The following is a 17359-nucleotide window of genomic DNA, read 5'->3' as shown; positions in this document are numbered from 1 at the left end:
GGATAGCTTTCCGGAAGGTCCGGCGATAGGCCGAAACGAGGTCGATGCGTCCACGTGCCCGCTGATTTCGGACGAACGGGCTGCGGCCGCAAGGCTATGATGGACGGGTCAGCGAAAGGGTCCGCCATGCTCGACGCCACGCCCGATACCCTCCGCGCCGCCATCCGCGCCGCGACGCGCGCCCCCGAGGACGCGCTCGTCGCCCGCCTCGCCGACGCGGCCGCGCTCGACGCGGCGGCCCGCGCCGCGATCTCCGCCGAGGCCGCAGACCTCGTGCGGGCCATGCGCGCGGAGGCGGAGACCGGGTTGATGGAGTCCTTCCTCGCCGAGTACGGCCTCTCCACCTCCGAGGGGCTCGCGCTGATGTGCCTCGCGGAGGCGCTGCTGCGCGTCCCGGACGCGCCGACGGTGGACGCGCTGATCGCCGACAAGGTGGCCGGCGGCGACTGGGCCGCGCATTTCGGGCACTCCGCCTCGCGGCTGGTGAACGCCTCGACCCTGGGCCTCGCGCTCACGGGCCGCGTGCTCGGCACGGAGGAGGCGAGGGGCACGCTGAACGGCGCGGCGCGGCGGCTCGGGCAGCCGGTGATCCGCGCCGCGACCCGGCGCGCGATGCGCGAGATGGGGACCCAGTTCGTGCTGGGCGAGGACATCGGCGCCGCGCTTCGGCGCGCGCGCCCGGACGTGGCGAGGGGCGTGACCCACAGCTACGACATGCTGGGCGAGGCGGCGATGACGCAGGCCGACGCCGACGCCTTCCGCGCGGCCTACGAGGCGGCGATCGACGCGCTGGCGGACGAGGGAGAGGGCGAGGTCGACCGCCGCCCCGGCATTTCGGTCAAGCTCTCCGCACTCCACCCCCGCTACGAGGCGTCCCAGCGCGACCGCGTGATGGCGGAGCTCGCGCCGATCCTCGCCGACCTCGCCGCGCGCGCCGCGGCCGCGAAGATCGGGCTGATGGTCGACGCGGAGGAGGCGGATCGCCTCGACCTGTCGCTCGACGTGATCGACGCGGCGCTGAGCGATCCCCGCCTCGCCGGATGGGCGGGGTTCGGCGTGGTGGTGCAGGCCTACGGCAAGCGCGCCCTGCCGGTGATCGACTGGCTCGAGGCGCGGGCGAAGGGCCGCCGCATCTGCGTGCGCCTCGTGAAGGGCGCCTACTGGGACGCGGAGATCAAGCGCGCCCAGGTCGAGGGCCTGCCGGGCTTCCCCGTGTTCACGCGGAAGGCCGCGACGGACGTGTCCTACCTCGCCTGCGCGCGCCGCCTCTTGGCCGCCCCGGGCCTCTATCCGCAATTCGCCACCCACAACGCGCACAGCATGGTCGCGATCCATCGCATGGCGCGGGAGGCCGGGCGGACCGACTGGGAGTTCCAGCGCCTCCACGGGATGGGCGAGGCGATGCACGCCACCGCCCGCGCGCGGTGGGGCACCCGCCTGCGGGTCTACGCCCCCGTGGGCCGCCACCGCGACCTGCTCGCCTACCTCGTGCGGCGGCTGCTCGAGAACGGGGCCAACTCGTCCTTCGTGAACAAGGTCTCGGACCCGGACGTCCCGCCGGAGGAGGTCGTCGCCGACCCCTTCGGCCCGGCCGCCGTCCCGGCGCGCGGCATCGCGTCGCCCGCCGACCTGTTCGGGGCGCGCCGCAACTCGCGCGGGTGGGACCTGCACGACCCCTCCGACCTCGCGGCGCTGGAGGCCGCGCGCGCGCCCCATCGCGCCGCGACATGGGCCGCCGGACCTATCCTCGCGGCCGGGTCGGACGCGGCGGCGGGCGACGCCGCCACGCCGGTCGAGAACCCCGCCGACCCGTCGGACGCCGTCGGGACGGTCCGCCCCGCCACGGTGGCCGAGGTGGACGCCGCCTTCGCCGCGGCGGCCCCGTGGGACGCGCCCGCCGCGGCGCGCGCCGACGTGCTGCGGCGCGCGGCCGACCTCTACGAGGCGGGCTCGGGCGAGGCCTTCGCGCTGCTCGCGCGCGAGGCCGGCAAGGGCCTGAAGGACGCCGTGGCCGAGATGCGCGAGGCGGTCGACTTCCTGCGCTACTACGCGGATCACGCGACGGACGAGGGCGCGCCCCTCGGCACCGTCGCCTGCATCTCCCCGTGGAACTTCCCGCTGGCGATCTTCACGGGCCAGATCGCGGGCGCGCTGGCCGCCGGCAACGCCGTGCTCGCCAAGCCCGCCGAGCCGACGCCCCTGATCGCCGCGTTCGCCACGCGCCTGCTCCACGAGGCGGGGGTGCCGCGCGCCGCGCTGCAGCTCCTCCCCGGCGGACCGGAGGTCGGCGCGGCCCTCACCGGCGACCCCCGGCTGGCGGGCACCGCCTTCACCGGCTCCACCCCGACGGCGAAGATCATCGACCGCGCGATGGCCGGGGCCGCGCCGCTCGCCCCCCTCGTGGCCGAGACCGGCGGCATCAACGCGATGGTCGTGGACAGCACCGCGCTGCCGGAGCAGGTGGTGCGCGACCTGCTCGCCTCCGCGTTCCAGTCGGCGGGCCAACGCTGCTCGGCGGCGCGGATCGTCTACCTGCAGGAGGACGTGGCGCCCGGCATCCTCGAGATGCTGACGGGGGCGATGCGCGAGCTGCGCATGGGCGACCCGTGGGACGAGGCCACGGATGTCGGACCGATCATCACCGCCGCCGCCCGCGCGGACATCGCCGCCCATGTCGAGCGCGCCGCGGCCGAAGGGCGCCTTATCGCGCGCCACCCCGGCAGCGGGCCGGGCCACGCGCTCGCCCCCGCGATCCTGCGGGTGGAGGGCATCGCGGAGGTGGAGCGCGAGGTGTTCGGCCCGGTCCTGCACGTCGCGACCTTTCCCGCGGGCGGGCTCGACGCGGTCGTCGACGCCGTCAACGCGCGGGGCTTCGGGCTCACCTTCGGGCTCCACAGCCGGATCGAGCGGGTCGCCCGGCGGGTGGCGGAGCGGGCGCGGGTGGGGAACGTCTACGTCAACCGCAATCAGATCGGCGCCGTCGTCGGCAGCCAGCCCTTCGGCGGCGAGGCGCGGTCCGGCACCGGACCCAAGGCCGGCGGTCCGGCCTACGTCGCCCGGTTCCGCAAGGGCGTCCACTTCCGGCCCGAAACCGGCGCGCTGCCCGGCCCGACCGGGGAGCGGAACCACCTCTCCCGTCACCCGCGCGGCCCCGTGCTGTGCCTCGGCCCGGGCGCGGCGGCGGCGGAGCGGCAGGTCGAGGTCGTGCGCGCGGCGGGCGGCGTCCCGGTCCTGCCGTCCGGATCGATCCCGGACGACGTGGCCGCGGTGGCGTGGTGGGGCGACGCAGCGGGCGCACGCGCCGCACGCGCGGAGCTCGCCGGCCGGACGGGGCCCATCGTGCCGTGGATGACCGATCCGGGCCTCGCGCTGTCCACGGTGGAGCGCCACGTCTGCACCGACACGACGGCGGCGGGCGGCAACGCGACGCTTCTGGGGGCGGAGGGCCGCTAGGCGTCCCGCGCCCCCATGCGGTCCCTTCGGAAGGGGGGTGGCGGAGAGGAAGGGATTCGAACCCTCGAGACGGTTTCCCGCCTACACACTTTCCAGGCGTGCGCCTTCGACCACTCGGCCACCTCTCCGCGGGCGGGGTTAGCCGAGGGGGGCGGGGGCCGCAAGGGTGGGGATCGGCCCGCGCGGACGGCGATCGCGGAGGCGTGACGGGACATCCACGCGCGGCCGGGGCAGGGAGGGCGCGTCCCCACACGAGGTCCGCCATGCTCCGCCCGCTCGCCCTCCTGCTCTCGCTCGCCGCCGCGCCCCTCGCCGCGCAGGAGGTGGCCGACATGGCACCGCGCGACGGATGGGTCGTGCGCGACCTCCGGCTGGGCTTCGACGAGGCCGTCGACGCGGTTAGGGACGCGGCGAGGGCGGCGGGGCTGGCGGTCGTCACGCAGGCCGGTCCGACCGGCGCCGCCGCGGCGCGCGGGATCGAGATCCCCGGCAACCGCGCGCTCGGCCTCTACAACAACGACTTCGCCGTCCGGCTCCTGCGCCTCTCGACCCCCGCGATGATCGAGGCGCCGCTGCGCGTCTACGTGACCGAGGACGCGGACGGCGACGCGACCGTCTCCCACGTGATCCCGTCCGTCCGCCTCGCGCCCTACCGGGAGGACAGCGCGGACCCGGCGGCCTTCGATGCCGTGGCGGCCGAGCTCGACGCCGCCTTCGCCGCCGTGATGGCGGGCCTCGACGGCTGAGCCGCCGCCGCCTAGGAACGCCGCCATGAGAGCCGCCGACATCGTCGCCCGCCGCCTCCGGGCCGCCGGCGTGACCCGCGCCTACGGCATGCCCGGCGGCGAGGTGCTGACCCTCCTCGACGCCCTGCGCGCCGAAGGCATCGAGTTCGTCCTCTGCCACCACGAGACCGCGGGCGGCTTCATGGCCGAGGGCGGCCACCACATGGACGGCGCGCCCGCCGTCCTGCTGGCCACCGTCGGCCCCGGCATCGCCAACGCCTTCAACTTCGTCGCCAACGCGCAGCAGGACCGGGTGCCGGTCATCGTGCTGACCGGCTGCGTCGATCCGGTGGACGCGGCGACCTACACCCATCAGGTCTTCGACCACCGCGCGGCCTTCGGCCCCGTCTGCAAGGCGACCTTCACCCTCGAGCCCGGCGCGGCGGCGGTGCAGGTCGACCGCGCGGTCCGCATCGCCACCGGCCCGCGCCCCGGCCCCGTCCTGATCGACGTGCCGATCTCGGCGGCCGAGGCCGAGGTCGGGGGCGAGGCCCTCGTCCTGCCCGCGCCCGCCACGCCCACCGCCGCCCCGGACGCGCTGGCGACCGCGCGGGAATGGGTTTTGAAGGCCGAGCGCCCGATCGTCCTCGCCGGGCTGGACGCGCTCCGCGATGGCGCGGGCGACGCGCTCCGCGCCTTCTGCGAGGCGACGGGCGCGCCGCTGGTCACGACCTACAAGGGCAAGGGCCTCGTCCCGGAGGACCACTCGCGCGTCCTCGGCGGCGCGGGGCTGTCGCCCTTGGCGGACGGGCACCTGCTGCCGCTCTTCCGGCAGGCCGACTGCGTGCTCCTCGCGGGCTACGACCCGATCGAGATGCGGACCGGCTGGCGCGACGTCTGGGATCCCGCGCGCCAGCGGGTGATCGACGTCTGCGCCGCCCCCAACGACCACGGGATGCACGCCGCCGGCCTCGAGATCGTGGCCGACACCGCCGCGACGTTGACCGCGCTGACGCCCGAAGCCGCGCGCGAGGCGTGGCCGGACGGAGAACCGGAGGCCGTCCGCGATGCCCTCGCGGACGCCTTCGCGCCCGAGGGCTGGGGACCGGGCGCGGCCATCGCCGCCGCCCGCGCGGCCTGTCCGGAGGGCACGGTCGTCACGGTCGATTCCGGCGCGCACCGCATCCTGTTGTCCCAGCAATGGGCCTGCGACGGGTCGGGGCAGATGCTACAGTCCACGGGGCTCTGCACGATGGGCTGCGCGTTGCCGCTCGCCATCGGGGCCAAGCGCGCCGCGCCCGACAGTCCCGTGGTCGGGTTCATGGGCGACGCCGGCTTCCTGATGTGCACGGGCGAGCTGGCCTCGGCGGCCGCGCTCGGCGCGCCGGTCGTGTTCGTCGTCTTCGTCGACGCCTCCCTCGCGCTGATCGAGAAGAAGCAGCGCGGGATGCAGTTGGCGAACGTCGGCGTCGAGCTCGCACGGCACGACTACGCCCGCATCGCCGAGGGGTTCGGCGGGCGCGGCGCGACCGTGTCGGACGCCGCGGGGATGGAGGCGGCGGTGCGCGACGCGCTGGCCGCCGACACCTTCACCGTAATTGCCGTCGAGATCGACCGGAGGGCCTACGATGGCCGCATCTGAGGGACCGCTCGCCGGGGTGAAGGTCCTGGACCTGTCCCGCATCCTCGCGGGGCCGACCTGCACGCAGCTTCTCGGCGACCTGGGCGCGAGCGTGCTCAAGGTCGAGAACCCGCGCACCGGGGGCGACGACACCCGGCAGTGGGGTCCGCCCTTCGTGAAGGACGGCGCGCAGGACACTGACCTGTCAGCTTATTTCATGTCGGCGAACCGCAACAAGCGGTCCATCCCCGTCGACATCGCGAGTGCCGACGGGCAGGCCACCCTGCGCCGCCTCGCGGGGATGGCGGACATCCTCATCGAGAACTTCAAGCCGGGCGGGCTGGAGAAGCACGGCCTCGGCTGGGAGTCGGTGCACGCGCTGAACCCGCGCCTCGTCTACTGCTCCATCTCCGGCTACGGGCAGACGGGGCCGAACCGCGACCGTCCCGGCTACGACCTCGTCGCGCAGGCCTTCGGGGGCATCATGTCGCTGACGGGCCCGGTCGAGGGGCCGCCGATGAAGGTGGGCGTCGGCATCGCGGACGTGATGTGCGGGATGTATGCGACGGTCGGCATCCTCGCTGCGCTGCGGCATGCGGAGGCCACCGGCGAAGGCCAGCGGATCGACCTCGCGTTGGTGGACAGCCAGGTGGCGTGGACGATCAACGAGGGGGTGGCGACGCGGCTGACCGGCGAGGCGCCGCAGCGGCGGGGGAACGAGCATCCCTCCATCGTGCCCTACGCGCTCTATCCGACGGCGGACGGGCACGTGGTCGTCGCGGTCGGCAACGACGCGCAGTTCCGCCGGTTCTGCGGGGCCATCGGGCTGTCGGGCGCGCCCGACGACCCGCGCTTCGCGACGAACCCGGCCCGGCTGGAGAACCGCGACGCGCTGACGCCGCTGGTGGAGGGGGCGATGTCGCGCCTCGCGACCGACGCGGCGATGGCCGCCATCGACGCGGCGGGCGTCACGGTGGGGCCGGTCCAGACCATGCCGCAGGTCTTCGCGTCCGAGCAGGCGCGGGCGCGGGGCCTCTGCCTCGACATGGAGGCGGACGGCGCGACCCTGCCGCTGATCGGCAACCCGCTCCACCTGTCGCGGACGCCCGTGACCTACCGCCATCCGCCGCCGCGCTTCGGCGCGGACGCCGACCGGCTCGAGCGCGACGACCCGTTCGAGGAGTGACGCGCCTCCGGGCAGGGATGCCCAACCTGCGGGCGCGTCGGCGGAAACCCACCGGACCCCTCACGAATTGGGCGGATCGCCTCACATGGCCGTGACGTGCGCGTCCGCCCCCGTAGGCGCAGGGGGCGGGGGCCGCTAAGCCGGAAGGCGACTCAGACCGGGACCGTGCCATGACCGACCTCTTCGACCAGCCGCTCGCCTTCGCCGACCCTGCGGCGCGCGGCGCGTGGAACGCGACGGCGATGGCGTTCCTCGCGCACGGGGCATCGGCCCCGACGCATCTGGGCGAGTTGCTGATCCATGCGCCCGAGGCGGCCGGGCCGCAGGCGCTGAAGTCGCTGTTCCTCTACCTGCTAGGGCGCCGCGAGACGGTGGCGCAGGCGCGCGACGCGCTGGCGCGGGCGCGGCGCTTCGGCCCGTCCGATCCCCGCGAGGCGGCGCTGATCGAGGCGGCGGGCCATGCCCTCGCGGGCAACGCGACGCGCGCGGTGGAGGCGCTGGAGCGATGGCTCGCCACCCATCCGGGCGACATGCTCCTGCTCAAGCTCTCGCACGCGATCCGCTTCACGCTGGGCGACGCGGCGGGGATGCGCGCGTCGCTGGACCGGGCGGCGGGGGCCTATGGCGACGACCATCCGGGCACCGGCTACTTCCTCGGCTGCCGCGCCTTCGCGCTGGAGGAGACGGGCGACTACGCCGCGGCGCAGGCGGCGGGCCGTGCCGCGCTGGAACGGGCGCCGGACGATGCGTGGGGCCTGCACGCGGTGGCCCACGTGCACGACATGACGGGCAACGCGGAGGGCGGCCTCGACTGGCTGTCGGGCCGCGAGGCGGCGTGGAGCCACTGCAACAACTTCCGCTTCCACGTCTGGTGGCACAAGGCGCTGATGCTGGTGGACACCGGCGCGCTGGATGCGGCGCTGGCGCTCTACGACGCGCAGGTTCGCGCCGAGCGGACGGACGACTGGCGCGACATCTCGAACGCGACCTCGCTGCTGATGCGGCTGGAGCTGGAGGGCATGGGCGTCGGCGACCGCTGGGTCGAACTCGCCGACCTCTGCGAGAAGCGGACCGAGGACGGCTGCCTGATCTTCGCGGACCTGCACTACCTGCTGGCGTTGACCGGCGGGCGGCGCGAGGCGGCGACGGCGCGAATGATGGGCCGTCTGGCCCGCGACGCGGCCGAGGAGCGCAACGAGACGCAGGCGCGCATGGCCGTCCCCGGCATGGACGCCGCCGCCGGGCTGGAGGCGTTCGGGGACGGGCAGTGGTCCTTCGCCTTCGACGCGCTGCGCGCGGCGCGGTCCGACCTGCGCCTCGCGGGCGGCAGCCACGCGCAGCGTGACGTGTTCCAGCGGATGTGCATCGACGCGGGCCTGCGGGCCGGGCGCTTGGACGAGGCGGAGGGGGTGCTGCTGGACCGCACGCGCCAGCGCGGCCATCTCGACGCCTACGCCAGCGTGCGCCACGACCTGATCGCGCAGGCCCGCCGCGAGGCTTGCGCGGCGCTGCCGGCTGCCGAATAGGGCGCGCATGGCGATCACCGCAGACTTCCCCGTCGCCGCGCCCGCGGCGGCCGCGCCCGTGGCGACGGTGCGCGACCCCCGGCTCGACGTGTTCCGGGGGCTGGCGATGTTCATCATCCTGCTCGCGCACACGCCGGGCAACGCGTGGACGCTCTGGATCCCGGCGCGCTGGGGCTTCTCGGACGCCACCGAGATCTTCGTGTTCTGCTCGGGCATGGCGTCGGCCATCGCCTTCGGGCGGACCTTTGACCGGGCGGGCTGGGCGCTGGGGACGGCGCGGGTGGGCTATCGCTGCTGGCAGGTCTACTGGGCGCATATCGGGCTGTTCATGGCGACGCTCGCGCTGACCATCGCCCTGACCGAGAGCGGGCTGGGGACGCGCAACTACTGGGGGCAGTTGAACCTGTGGCCGGTGATCGTGGACGGCGAGAACTGGACCAACGACGGCATCATCCTCGCGCTGATGACGCTGCGCTACGTGCCGAACTACTTTGACATCCTGCCGATGTACCTCGTCGTCTTGGCGATGATGCCCGCCTTCGTCGCCTTGGCGCGGTGGTGGTTCCCGGCGGCGGCGGCGGCCTCGGTGGCGGTCTGGCTGCTGGCGCAGGACGCGCTGGTGACGTGGGCGGGGGTGCCGGGCTGGCACCTCGCGCTGCCCGCCGAGCCGTGGACGGAGCGGACGTGGTTCTTCAACCCGTTCGGGTGGCAACTCATCTTCTTCACGGGCTTCTCGTTCATGGCGGGCTGGCTGCCCAAGCCGCCGGTCGCCGCGTGGCTGATCGCGCTCTGCGTGGTCGTGGTGGGGGTCAACGTCCTCTACTCCAACGTCGGGGTGCGGGTGCTGGACCTCGAGTTCGCGAAGGACTGGCGCGAGGCGAACCGGGCGTGGTTCGACAAGTCCGACTTCGGCCCGCTGCGCTACCTCCACTTCCTCGCCTTGGGCTACCTCGCGTGGGCGGCATGCGGCGTGGGCGGACGGCGCCTGATCGCCTTGGCCGAGGGCGCGGGGCGCGTGGCCATCCGCTGGATCACCAAGGTGGGGCAGCAGTCGCTCGCGATCTTCGTGTTCTCGATGGCGCTGGCGCGGTTCAACGGGTTCGTGCTGGACGTGATCGGGCGGAACGCAGCGACGTGGGCGCTGGTGAACCTTTCGGGCTTCGCGCTCCTGATCGGGGTCGCCTACCTCTGCGGCTGGTTCAAGTCGCAGCCGTGGCGGGCGAAGCGATGAGGCGGCGGGACTTCCTCGCGGTCGTGGCCGCCGCGGGCGCGGCCCCCACGCTCGCGCGCGCCGCGCCCGGCGAGGGCGAGCCGTTCGACGCGGGGCTGCCCGAGCGGGTCGCCCGCGACCTCGCAGAGCGCCCGTTCGAGCCCGCGCCGCTGATCCCGCAGGCGTGGCGGGACATGACCTACGACGAGTACCGCACCCTCTGGTTCGACGGGCGCCACGCGCTCTGGACCGGGGAGGACACGCCGTTCCGCGTCGACTTCTTCCACCCCGGCCTCTATTTCCCGCGTCCCGTGGCGGTGTCGGCGGTGCGCGACGGCGTCGCGGTGCCGGTGCCGTTCGAGCTCGACTGGTTCGACCGCACGGACATGGCGCCCGACCTGCCGGTGGACGAGACGCTGGGCTACTCGGGGCTGCGCCTGCGCGGGCCGCTGGACCGGCCGGACATCCCGACCGAGTTCGCGGTGTTCCAAGGGGCGAGCTACTTCCGCGGCCACGGGCAGGGGCAGGTCTACGGCCTCTCGGCGCGGGGCCTCGCGCTGCGGACGGCGGACGAGGGGGGCGAGGAGTTCCCGGAGTTCACGCGCTTCTGGCTGGAGCCGGGGGAGGGGCACGTCGTCGTGCACGCGCTGCTCGACGGGCCGTCGACCGCGGGGGCCTACCGGATCAAGGTGACGCCGGGCGAGGCCACCGAGATGGAGGTGGAGGCGGTGCTGTTCCCGCGCGTCGACCTCGACCACGTTGGCATCGCGCCGCTGACGTCGATGTTCCTCTACGACGCGACGGACCGGACGCGGTTCGACGACTTCCGCCCGGCGGTGCACGACAGCGATGGGCTGCTGGTGTGGAACGGGATGGGCGAGCTGCTGTGGCGTCCGCTCAAGAACCCGCGGACGCTGCAGATCAGCGCCTTCGTGGACGAGGATCCGAAGGGCTTCGGCCTGATGCAGCGGGCGAGCCGGCTGGGCGAGTTCAACGACCTCGAGGCGGATTACCACCGCCGCCCCTCGCTCTGGGTTGAGCCGGGCGAGGGCTGGGGCACGGGGCACGTGCGGCTGGTCGAGATCCCGGCGGACCAGGAGATCTACGACAACGTCGTCGCCTACTGGCGCCCGCGGGCGGTGATCCCGGCAGGGGGCGAGCACCGGATGACCTACCGCCTGTCGTGGGGCGGCGAGCCGGCGACGCGCGAGGTGGCGCACGTGCGCGACACGGCGATGGGTCTCACCTTCGCGGGGGACCGGCGTCTGGCAGTGATCGACTTCGCGGACCATCCGGCGCTGGCGGGGGACCTGTCGGACGTGACGGTGCACGTCTCGTCCAACCGGGCGGAGGTGTCCGAGGGCGTCCTGCAGAGGAACCCCGAGACGGGCGGCGCGCGGCTGGCCTTCTCCTTCGATCCCGGCACCCGCAACGCCGTGGAGCTGCGCGCGCAGCTGCTGCGGGGCGGGGAGGCGGCGTCGGAGGTCTGGCTCTACCGGTGGACCACGTGAGCATGCCGCCCGAGGCGCCGCTCGCCTATCCGGCGCAGGACTTCGCCCGCCCGTTCCACGACGACGCGGCGCCGGGGCACGTGGCCGGCTGGGGCACGAGGGCGTGGCGGGCGGCGATCCTGCTGCCCGCGCTCCTCTCGACGGGCGTGCTGCTCTGGGCCGTCCTCGCGCGCTTCGACGCGGACGGGACGACCGCGATGGAGGTGGCGCTCGCCGCGTTGATGGCGGCGGGCGTGTTCTGGATCGCGCTGTCGCTGGCGACGGCCACGGCCGGCGCGGTGGCCATCGCGCGGGACCGGCCCCGGCGGGATGCGCGGGCGGACAAGCTGGACGTCGCGCTGCTCATGCCGATCTACGAGGAGGCGCCGTGGGACTGCTTCGGCAACGCGGCCGCCATGCTGGAGGCGCTGAGGGGGGCGGCCACCCCGCACCGTTTCACCCTCTACGTCCTATCCGACACGCGCGATCCCGGACGCGCCGCGCAGGAGGAGATCGCCTTCGCCGCCCTCGCCGAGCGCCTCCCGCAGCTGCACTACCGCAGACGTGCGGAGAACGCGGACGCCAAGGTGGGCAACCTGCACGACTGGGTGACGCGCTGGGGTGGGGCGCATGACGCGATGCTGGTGCTCGACGCCGACAGCCTGATGTCGGCGCGCGCCATCGTCGGACTGACCGACGCGCTGTCCCGCGACCCCGGCGCGGGGCTGGTGCAGTCCTTTCCGCAGCTGATCGGCGCGCGCACGCTCTTCGCCCGGGCGCAGGCCTTCGCCAACACGGTCTACGGGGCCGCCTTGGCCGAGGGGCTGGCGCGCTGGACGGGGGGCGAGGGCAACTACTGGGGCCACAACGCGGTGATCCGGACGCGGGCCTTCGCGGCCTCGGCGGGGCTGCCGCGCGTGGGCCGCGCGCGGCGCGCGATCCTGTCCCACGACTTCGTTGAGGCGGGGCTGCTGCGGCGCGCGGGTTGGGCGGTGCGGTTCCTGCCGCGCGTCGGCGGCTCCTACGAGGAGACGCCGCCGACGCTCGTGGACCACTGCCTGCGGGACCGCCGCTGGTGCGAGGGCAACCTCCAGCATCTCGGCCTGCTGGGCGTCCGGGGGATGCACGCGGTGTCGCGCTTCCACCTGCTGCAGGGCGCGGCGGGCTACCTGCTGTCGCCGCTGTGGTTCGCGCTCCTGCTACTCTGGACGCTGTCGGGCGCGGGCGCGGAGCGCTCGGTCTGGTCCTACTTCAACCCGACGGACCCGACGCGCCCCGTCTGGCCCGAGATGGCGCCGGTGGACCACGTGACCATCATGCTCGCGCTCTACGGGATGCTGCTCGCGCCCAAGCTGGTCGGCACGCTCGCCACCCTCCTGACGGTGCCCGCCGCCCGCCTCGGAGGACGGCTCCGCCTCGTGGGGTCGGTGGTGGTCGAGACGGCGCTGTCGGTGCTGTTCGCGCCGATCCTCATGGTGCAGCAGACGCTCGCGGTGGCGCGCGTGGCGCTCGGGCTGCGCGGGGGCTGGACGCCGCAACGGCGCGACGGCGCGCCGGACGGCTGGGAGATGCTGCTCCGGTTCCACGCGGTCGAGACCGCGCTCGGCGTCGCGATGCTGTGCGGGATCGCCGCGGGCGCCGCGTCGCCGTGGCTCCTGCCGGTGGCCGCCAGCCTCGCGCTGGCGGTGCCGCTGTCGCGGCTGGGCGCGGTGGGCGCACAGGGTTGGCTGGCGACGCCGCAGGACCTGCGCGAGCCGACGGTCCGGCGCATGGCGCGGGAGCGGGCGGCGGAGCTGCGGACGCGGATCGGGGGCGTCCCGGCCGAATGACCTAGCGCCGCAGGCCCGTCCCCTGCAGCACCCCGTGCTCCATCGCGTAGCGCGTCAGACCGGCGGTCGAGGAGATTCCCAGCTTGCGCTTGAGGTTCTTGCGGTGCGTCTCGACCGTGTGCACCGAGATGTCCAAGGCCGCCGCCACCTCCTTGTTGGACCGCCCTTGGGCGAGGTGCAGCAGGATCGTCTGCTCGCGCGAGGTCAGGGGCTCGGCCCCGCCATCCTCGGGCTCCACGCCCGGGCAGAGGTAGCGTCCGCCGCCCATCACGACGTCGATGGCGCGCCGGATCTCGTCCATGTCCTGGTCCTTGAGGCAATAGCCCGCCGCGCCGTGGCGCAGGGCGGTCGCCACGTATTCCGGCGTGTCGTGCATCGACAGGATCAGGACGCGCATCCCCGGATGGCGGTCGCGCAGCATCTCGGTCGCGGAGAGGCCGTCGACCTTGGGCATGTTGAGGTCCAGCAGCACGAGGTCCGGCGCGAGCGTCCCCGCCATCGCGAGCGCCTCGGCCCCGTCGCCCGCGACGCCGACCACGGCGAGGTCGTCATAGGTCTCGAGGAGGGCGCGGATGCCCTCCGCGACCATCGGGTGGTCGTCGCAGATCAGCACGCGGACGGGGTTCGGATCACTCGGCGGCAAGGGCGGTCTCCTCCGGGGCGAGAAGGTGGGTGAGGGGGACGGTCGCCTCGACCTGCGTGCCGCGCCCGCCGGGGCCGGGCCCGAGCGAGAGGGTGCCGCCCAGCTGCTCGATCCGCTCGGCCATGTTGCGCAGGCCGAGGCCCGCCGCGCCGCCGCCGATCCCGCGCCCGTCGTCGACGATGCGGAGCGTGCCGCCGGCGCGGTGGCCGAAGAGCTCCACCTCGACGCGGCTCGCCCCGGCGTGGCGCTCGACGTTCGTCAGCGCCTCCTGCGCGATGCGGTAGAGGGCGGTCTTCGACTCGATGTCGAGCCGGTTGCGGAACACGACCGTGGCGAAGTCCACCGCGATCCCGGTCCGGGCGGCGAACCCTTCGCACAGCGCCTTGAGCGCGGGGCCGAGCCCGAGGTCGTCGAGCACGCCGGGGCGCAGGTCGTGGGAGATGCGCCGCACCTCCGCGATGGCCTCCTGCAGGCCCTCGACCGCCTCGCCGACGGCGCTCGCCGCGCGCGGCTCGACCTCCCCGGCGAGGCGGCGGGCGAGGTCCAGCTTGAACCGCACGGCGACGAGCAGTTGGCTGATCCCGTCGTGGAGTTCGCGCGCGACGCGCCCGCGCTCCTCCTCCTGGGTGTCGAGGACGCGCTGGGTGAGCGCCTTGAGCTTCGCGTCCGCCAGCCGCCGCTCGCGCACGGTGATCCAGAAGCCGGAGGCGAAGACCAGCAGTAGCGCCGCGCCCGTCACTGCGCCGACCGTCAGGAACGTGTCGCGGACCCTGTCGCGCAGTTCGGCCCGCGCGGTGGCCGCGGTGGCGATGACGTCGTCGAGAAACACGCCCGTGCCGATGGCCCACCGCCAGTCCTGCAACCCCACCACGTAGGACAGGATCGTCGCCTCCTCGCCGGTGGACGGCTTGCGCCACGTGTAGGTGTGGTAGCCGGCCCCGTCGCGGGCGCGGTCGATGAGCGCGTCCGTCACGGGGATCCCGTCCGCGTCGCGCAGGCCCGACCAGTCGCGCCCGATCAGCCACGTCTGCCGCGGGGCCACGAGGTTGGTGCCGTCGTAGTCGTAGACGAAGAAGAACCCGTCCTCCCCGTAGACCATCGCCGAGAGGATCTGCGTGACGCGCAGCTTCGCCGCCTCGTCGTCGGGCGAGGCGTTGCCGTAGATCGTCACGAAGGCGGAGCGCGCGAGCTGCACGTAGTTGCGCAGCTCCTCGCGCTTGGCGGCCACCGTGGCGCGCTCCAGCGCGGCGATCTCGCGCTCGGCCACGCGGCCCGCCTGCCACGTCACGAGCACCGCGATCAGCGCGCCCGCCAGCACGAGGGGGGCGGCGGCGAGCAGAAGCAGCTTGGTGCCGTAGGACGGGCGGGGCAGGGGCATCGCGCGGTACCCTACAGGCGGCGCCGGCGTGCGACGAGGGGGCGCGGCCTACCCGGTATCGGGTATTTGACACCCCCGACGGGGCCCTTAGGGTCCGCGCACGCCTCGCAAGGGGTTCGCCGCCACGGTCGGGAGGACTGGGCGGTCGCAAAAACGAACAGGGGAGGGGATCATGGACCGTCGTTCATTCCTCAAGAACGCTTCTCTCGGCGGCGCCGCCGCCGCCACCACGGCCGCCCTGGCCGCGCCCGCCTACGCGCAGGGCAACCGGACGCTGACGATGGTGACGACGTGGGGCCGCGGCCTCGCGGGCGTGCACGATTCGGCCCAGCGCGTGGCCGACATCATCACCACCATGTCGGACGGCGCGCTGACCGTGGACCTGAAGGCCGCGGGCGAGCTCGTCGGCGCGTTCGAGGTGTTCGACGCCGTGACCTCCGGCCAAGCCGACATGTACCACGGCGCGGACTACTACTTCGTGGGCCAGCACCCGGGCTACGCCTTCTTCACCGCCGTGCCGTTCGGCATGACGGCGCAGGAGTTGGTGAACTGGTACTACCACGACGGCGGCATGGAGCAGCACGACGAGCTGGGCCAGATCTTCGGCCTCAAGTCGTTCCTCGCCGGCAACACGGGCGCCCAGGCGGGCGGCTGGTTCCGCAACGAGATCAACGGACCCGAGGACTTCCAAGGCCTCAAGTTCCGCATGCCCGGCCTCGGCGGCCAGGCGCTCGGCAAGATGGGCGCGTCCGTGCAGAACCTGCCCGGCTCCGAGGTATACCAGGCGCTGTCCTCGGGCGCGATCGACGGCACCGAATGGATCGGTCCGTGGGCCGACGAGAAGGCCGGCTTCCAGGAGATCACGAAGACCTACTACACCGCCGGCTTCCACGAGCCGGGCGCGGGCCTGTCGCTCGCGACCAACCGCGAGGTCTTCGAGTCGCTGACCCCGGCGCAGCAGGCCATCATCGAGCATGCCGCCGCCGCCACGCACCAGTGGAACCTCGCGCAGTTCCTGTCCGAGAACGGCGCCGCGCTGCAGCGCCTGCAGCAGGCCGGCGTCCAGCTCCGCGAGTTCCCGGACTCGGTCTGGGACGCGATGGGCCAGGCCGCCGCAGAGACGCTGGACGAGAACATGGGCGACGACCTCTTCGCCGCCATCCGCGAGTCGGCCATGACGTCCATGCGCTCCTCCTCCGGCTGGCTCACCCGCTCGGAGGGCGCCTACCGCGCCCAGCGCGATCGGGTCATGGGCTGAGGCACGGCGGGGCCGCCCCGGACGGGGCGGCCCCTTCGCCGACGATGCGTCCCCGCTTCCGGGGGCGCATCCTTCCGACAGCGGGCACCGCGAGGGGGACGCATGCTCGAAGGACTGATCTGGACGCTGCAGCAGATCGTGCTCGCACCCGTGCACGTCGTGCAGGCCGTCATCAACGCGCCCTCGTGGCTGGCGTGGCTCGCCGGGTTCGAACGGGACACGCCCGAGGCGACGCTGGAAGCCAAGCAGTCGCTCATGCGCTTCGTCTACTACGGCGCGAGCGCGGAACTGCTGTTCGTCGTGCTCGTGACCGTCGCCGTGCTGACCGTGGTCGGCGGCTTCAAGCGCGACTTCCTCTGGGGCGTCGTGCGCGGCTCCGAGTTCGTCCTCAACTGGATCGGGCGGATCGCTGCCTGGGCGGGCCTCGTGATGGTCCTGCAGCAGATCATGATCGTCTTCCTCCAGCGCATCTTCCGCGTCTCGGAGATCTCCATCGGGCCGTTCGGCAGCGCGTTCACCAAGGACCTGTCGTGGTACTCAGAGGAGCTGAAGCTCTACAACGCGATGATCGTCTGCCTCTGCGTGGCGTGGACCTTCATCCAAGGGGGCCACGTGCGCGTAGACCTCGTCTACTCCGCCGTGTCGCACCGCACCAAGCGCGCCATCGACATGGCCGGGAGCCTGCTCTTCATGGTGCCCGCGCTCGTGCTGATCTGGCTCTACTCGTGGTTCTTCCTTTGGCGGCACCTGATCGTGCCGAACCCGTCGGCGTCCGAGCCGCTGGAGCGCCTTGAGATGAAGGCGCGCGCGCTGCGGTGGAACGTGGAGACCATCGGCTTCAGCCCGAACGGCTTCGACGCCTACTTCCTGTTCAAGCTGCTGATCGTGCTCTTCACGGCGACGGCGCTGATGCAGGCCTTCGTGTTCTTCTGGCGCTCGTGGCTCGAGTTCCGGGAAGGGGAGCTGTCCGCCGGGCGCTACCTCGACCGCGACATCCTCGGCGACGAGACCGCAGAGACCGCCGCGCAGGCGCACTGAAC

At 73.7% G+C, this 17359-nt stretch carries 12 protein-coding genes and 1 tRNA gene; 10 read left to right on the top strand and 3 right to left on the bottom strand.

Features of this window, described 5'->3' with window-relative positions:
* Positions 1 to 126 precede the first annotated feature (126 nt).
* Complete coding sequence (gene putA, locus JQC91_RS09705; protein WP_203286632.1) at positions 127 to 3453, top strand: bifunctional proline dehydrogenase/L-glutamate gamma-semialdehyde dehydrogenase PutA; 3327 nt, start codon at positions 127 to 129, stop codon at positions 3451 to 3453.
* Positions 3454 to 3491: 38 nt separating this feature from the next.
* On the opposite strand, the gene JQC91_RS09700 is transcribed toward putA, so the two are convergent.
* Positions 3492 to 3581 (bottom strand) — tRNA-Ser (locus JQC91_RS09700).
* Positions 3582 to 3716: 135 nt separating this feature from the next.
* Between JQC91_RS09700 and JQC91_RS09695 the strand changes: the two genes are divergently transcribed.
* The 7 genes from JQC91_RS09695 (at position 3717) to mdoH (ending at position 13040) form a co-directional block, all read left to right on the top strand.
* Positions 3717 to 4199, top strand: coding sequence for a DUF302 domain-containing protein (locus tag JQC91_RS09695; RefSeq protein WP_203286631.1), 483 nt, complete (start codon positions 3717 to 3719; stop codon positions 4197 to 4199).
* 25 nt (positions 4200 to 4224) lie between these two features.
* A complete protein-coding gene (locus tag JQC91_RS09690; protein WP_203286630.1) occupies positions 4225 to 5820 on the top strand; it encodes a thiamine pyrophosphate-binding protein in 1596 nt (531 codons plus the stop codon).
* Positions 5807 to 6985, top strand: a complete 1179-nt coding sequence (locus JQC91_RS09685) for a CaiB/BaiF CoA-transferase family protein (RefSeq protein ID WP_203286629.1) — start codon at positions 5807 to 5809, stop codon at positions 6983 to 6985. Before JQC91_RS09690 ends, JQC91_RS09685 begins: the two co-directional genes overlap by 14 nt.
* Before the next feature lie 170 nt (positions 6986 to 7155).
* Positions 7156 to 8511, top strand: a complete 1356-nt coding sequence (locus JQC91_RS09680) for a tetratricopeptide repeat protein (RefSeq protein WP_203286628.1) — start codon at positions 7156 to 7158, stop codon at positions 8509 to 8511.
* 7 nt (positions 8512 to 8518) lie between these two features.
* Positions 8519 to 9742, top strand: a complete 1224-nt coding sequence (locus JQC91_RS09675; protein ID WP_203286627.1) for an OpgC domain-containing protein — start codon at positions 8519 to 8521, stop codon at positions 9740 to 9742.
* Positions 9739 to 11232 carry a glucan biosynthesis protein G gene (locus tag JQC91_RS09670; RefSeq protein ID WP_203286626.1) on the top strand — a complete coding sequence of 498 codons (1494 nt, stop codon included), beginning with the start codon at positions 9739 to 9741 and terminating at the stop codon, positions 11230 to 11232. Before JQC91_RS09675 ends, JQC91_RS09670 begins: the two co-directional genes overlap by 4 nt.
* A complete protein-coding gene (mdoH, locus tag JQC91_RS09665) occupies positions 11220 to 13040 on the top strand; it encodes a glucans biosynthesis glucosyltransferase MdoH (RefSeq protein WP_343069945.1) in 1821 nt (606 codons plus the stop codon). The genes JQC91_RS09670 and mdoH overlap by 13 nt, the downstream gene beginning before the upstream one ends.
* Position 13041: 1 nt before the next feature.
* Here the strand turns inward: mdoH and JQC91_RS09660 are convergent, their stop codons facing one another.
* Both JQC91_RS09660 and JQC91_RS09655 read right to left on the bottom strand, forming a co-directional pair.
* Complete coding sequence (locus tag JQC91_RS09660) at positions 13042 to 13683, bottom strand: response regulator transcription factor (protein ID WP_275296999.1); 642 nt, start codon at positions 13681 to 13683, stop codon at positions 13042 to 13044.
* On the bottom strand, positions 13670 to 15061 hold the full coding sequence (locus tag JQC91_RS09655; protein WP_203286625.1) for a cache domain-containing protein: 1392 nt from the start codon (positions 15059 to 15061) through the stop codon (positions 13670 to 13672). The genes JQC91_RS09660 and JQC91_RS09655 overlap by 14 nt, the downstream gene beginning before the upstream one ends.
* 172 nt (positions 15062 to 15233) lie before the next feature.
* On the opposite strand from JQC91_RS09655, the gene JQC91_RS09650 reads away from it, so the two are divergent.
* Entirely contained in the window at positions 15234 to 16319 is a 1086-nt protein-coding gene (locus JQC91_RS09650; RefSeq protein WP_203286624.1) for a TRAP transporter substrate-binding protein, read from the top strand.
* 102 nt (positions 16320 to 16421) lie between these two features.
* The gene (locus tag JQC91_RS09645; RefSeq protein ID WP_203286623.1) at positions 16422 to 17357 is read left to right on the top strand and encodes a TRAP transporter small permease subunit; all 936 of its coding nucleotides are present in this window, start codon (positions 16422 to 16424) and stop codon (positions 17355 to 17357) included.
* Positions 17358 to 17359: the final 2 nt, after the last annotated feature.

It is taken from the genome of Jannaschia sp. Os4, assembly GCF_016820245.1.
GTDB lineage: Bacteria > Pseudomonadota > Alphaproteobacteria > Rhodobacterales > Rhodobacteraceae > Jannaschia.
The sequence above is the reverse complement of the archived record's forward strand: the minus strand, read 5'-3'. Positions and strand labels throughout refer to the sequence as shown.

Coding starts and splice junctions, on each gene's coding strand:
- putA (WP_203286632.1), top strand. CDS start 127: ATGCTCGACGCCACGCCCGATACCCTCCGCGCCGCCATCCGCGCCGCG.
- JQC91_RS09695 (WP_203286631.1), top strand. CDS start 3,717: ATGCTCCGCCCGCTCGCCCTCCTGCTCTCGCTCGCCGCCGCGCCCCTC.
- JQC91_RS09690 (WP_203286630.1), top strand. CDS start 4,225: ATGAGAGCCGCCGACATCGTCGCCCGCCGCCTCCGGGCCGCCGGCGTG.
- JQC91_RS09685 (WP_203286629.1), top strand. CDS start 5,807: ATGGCCGCATCTGAGGGACCGCTCGCCGGGGTGAAGGTCCTGGACCTG.
- JQC91_RS09680 (WP_203286628.1), top strand. CDS start 7,156: ATGACCGACCTCTTCGACCAGCCGCTCGCCTTCGCCGACCCTGCGGCG.
- JQC91_RS09675 (WP_203286627.1), top strand. CDS start 8,519: ATGGCGATCACCGCAGACTTCCCCGTCGCCGCGCCCGCGGCGGCCGCG.
- JQC91_RS09670 (WP_203286626.1), top strand. CDS start 9,739: ATGAGGCGGCGGGACTTCCTCGCGGTCGTGGCCGCCGCGGGCGCGGCC.
- JQC91_RS09655 (WP_203286625.1), bottom strand. CDS start 15,061: ATGCCCCTGCCCCGCCCGTCCTACGGCACCAAGCTGCTTCTGCTCGCC.
- JQC91_RS09650 (WP_203286624.1), top strand. CDS start 15,234: ATGGACCGTCGTTCATTCCTCAAGAACGCTTCTCTCGGCGGCGCCGCC.
- JQC91_RS09645 (WP_203286623.1), top strand. CDS start 16,422: ATGCTCGAAGGACTGATCTGGACGCTGCAGCAGATCGTGCTCGCACCC.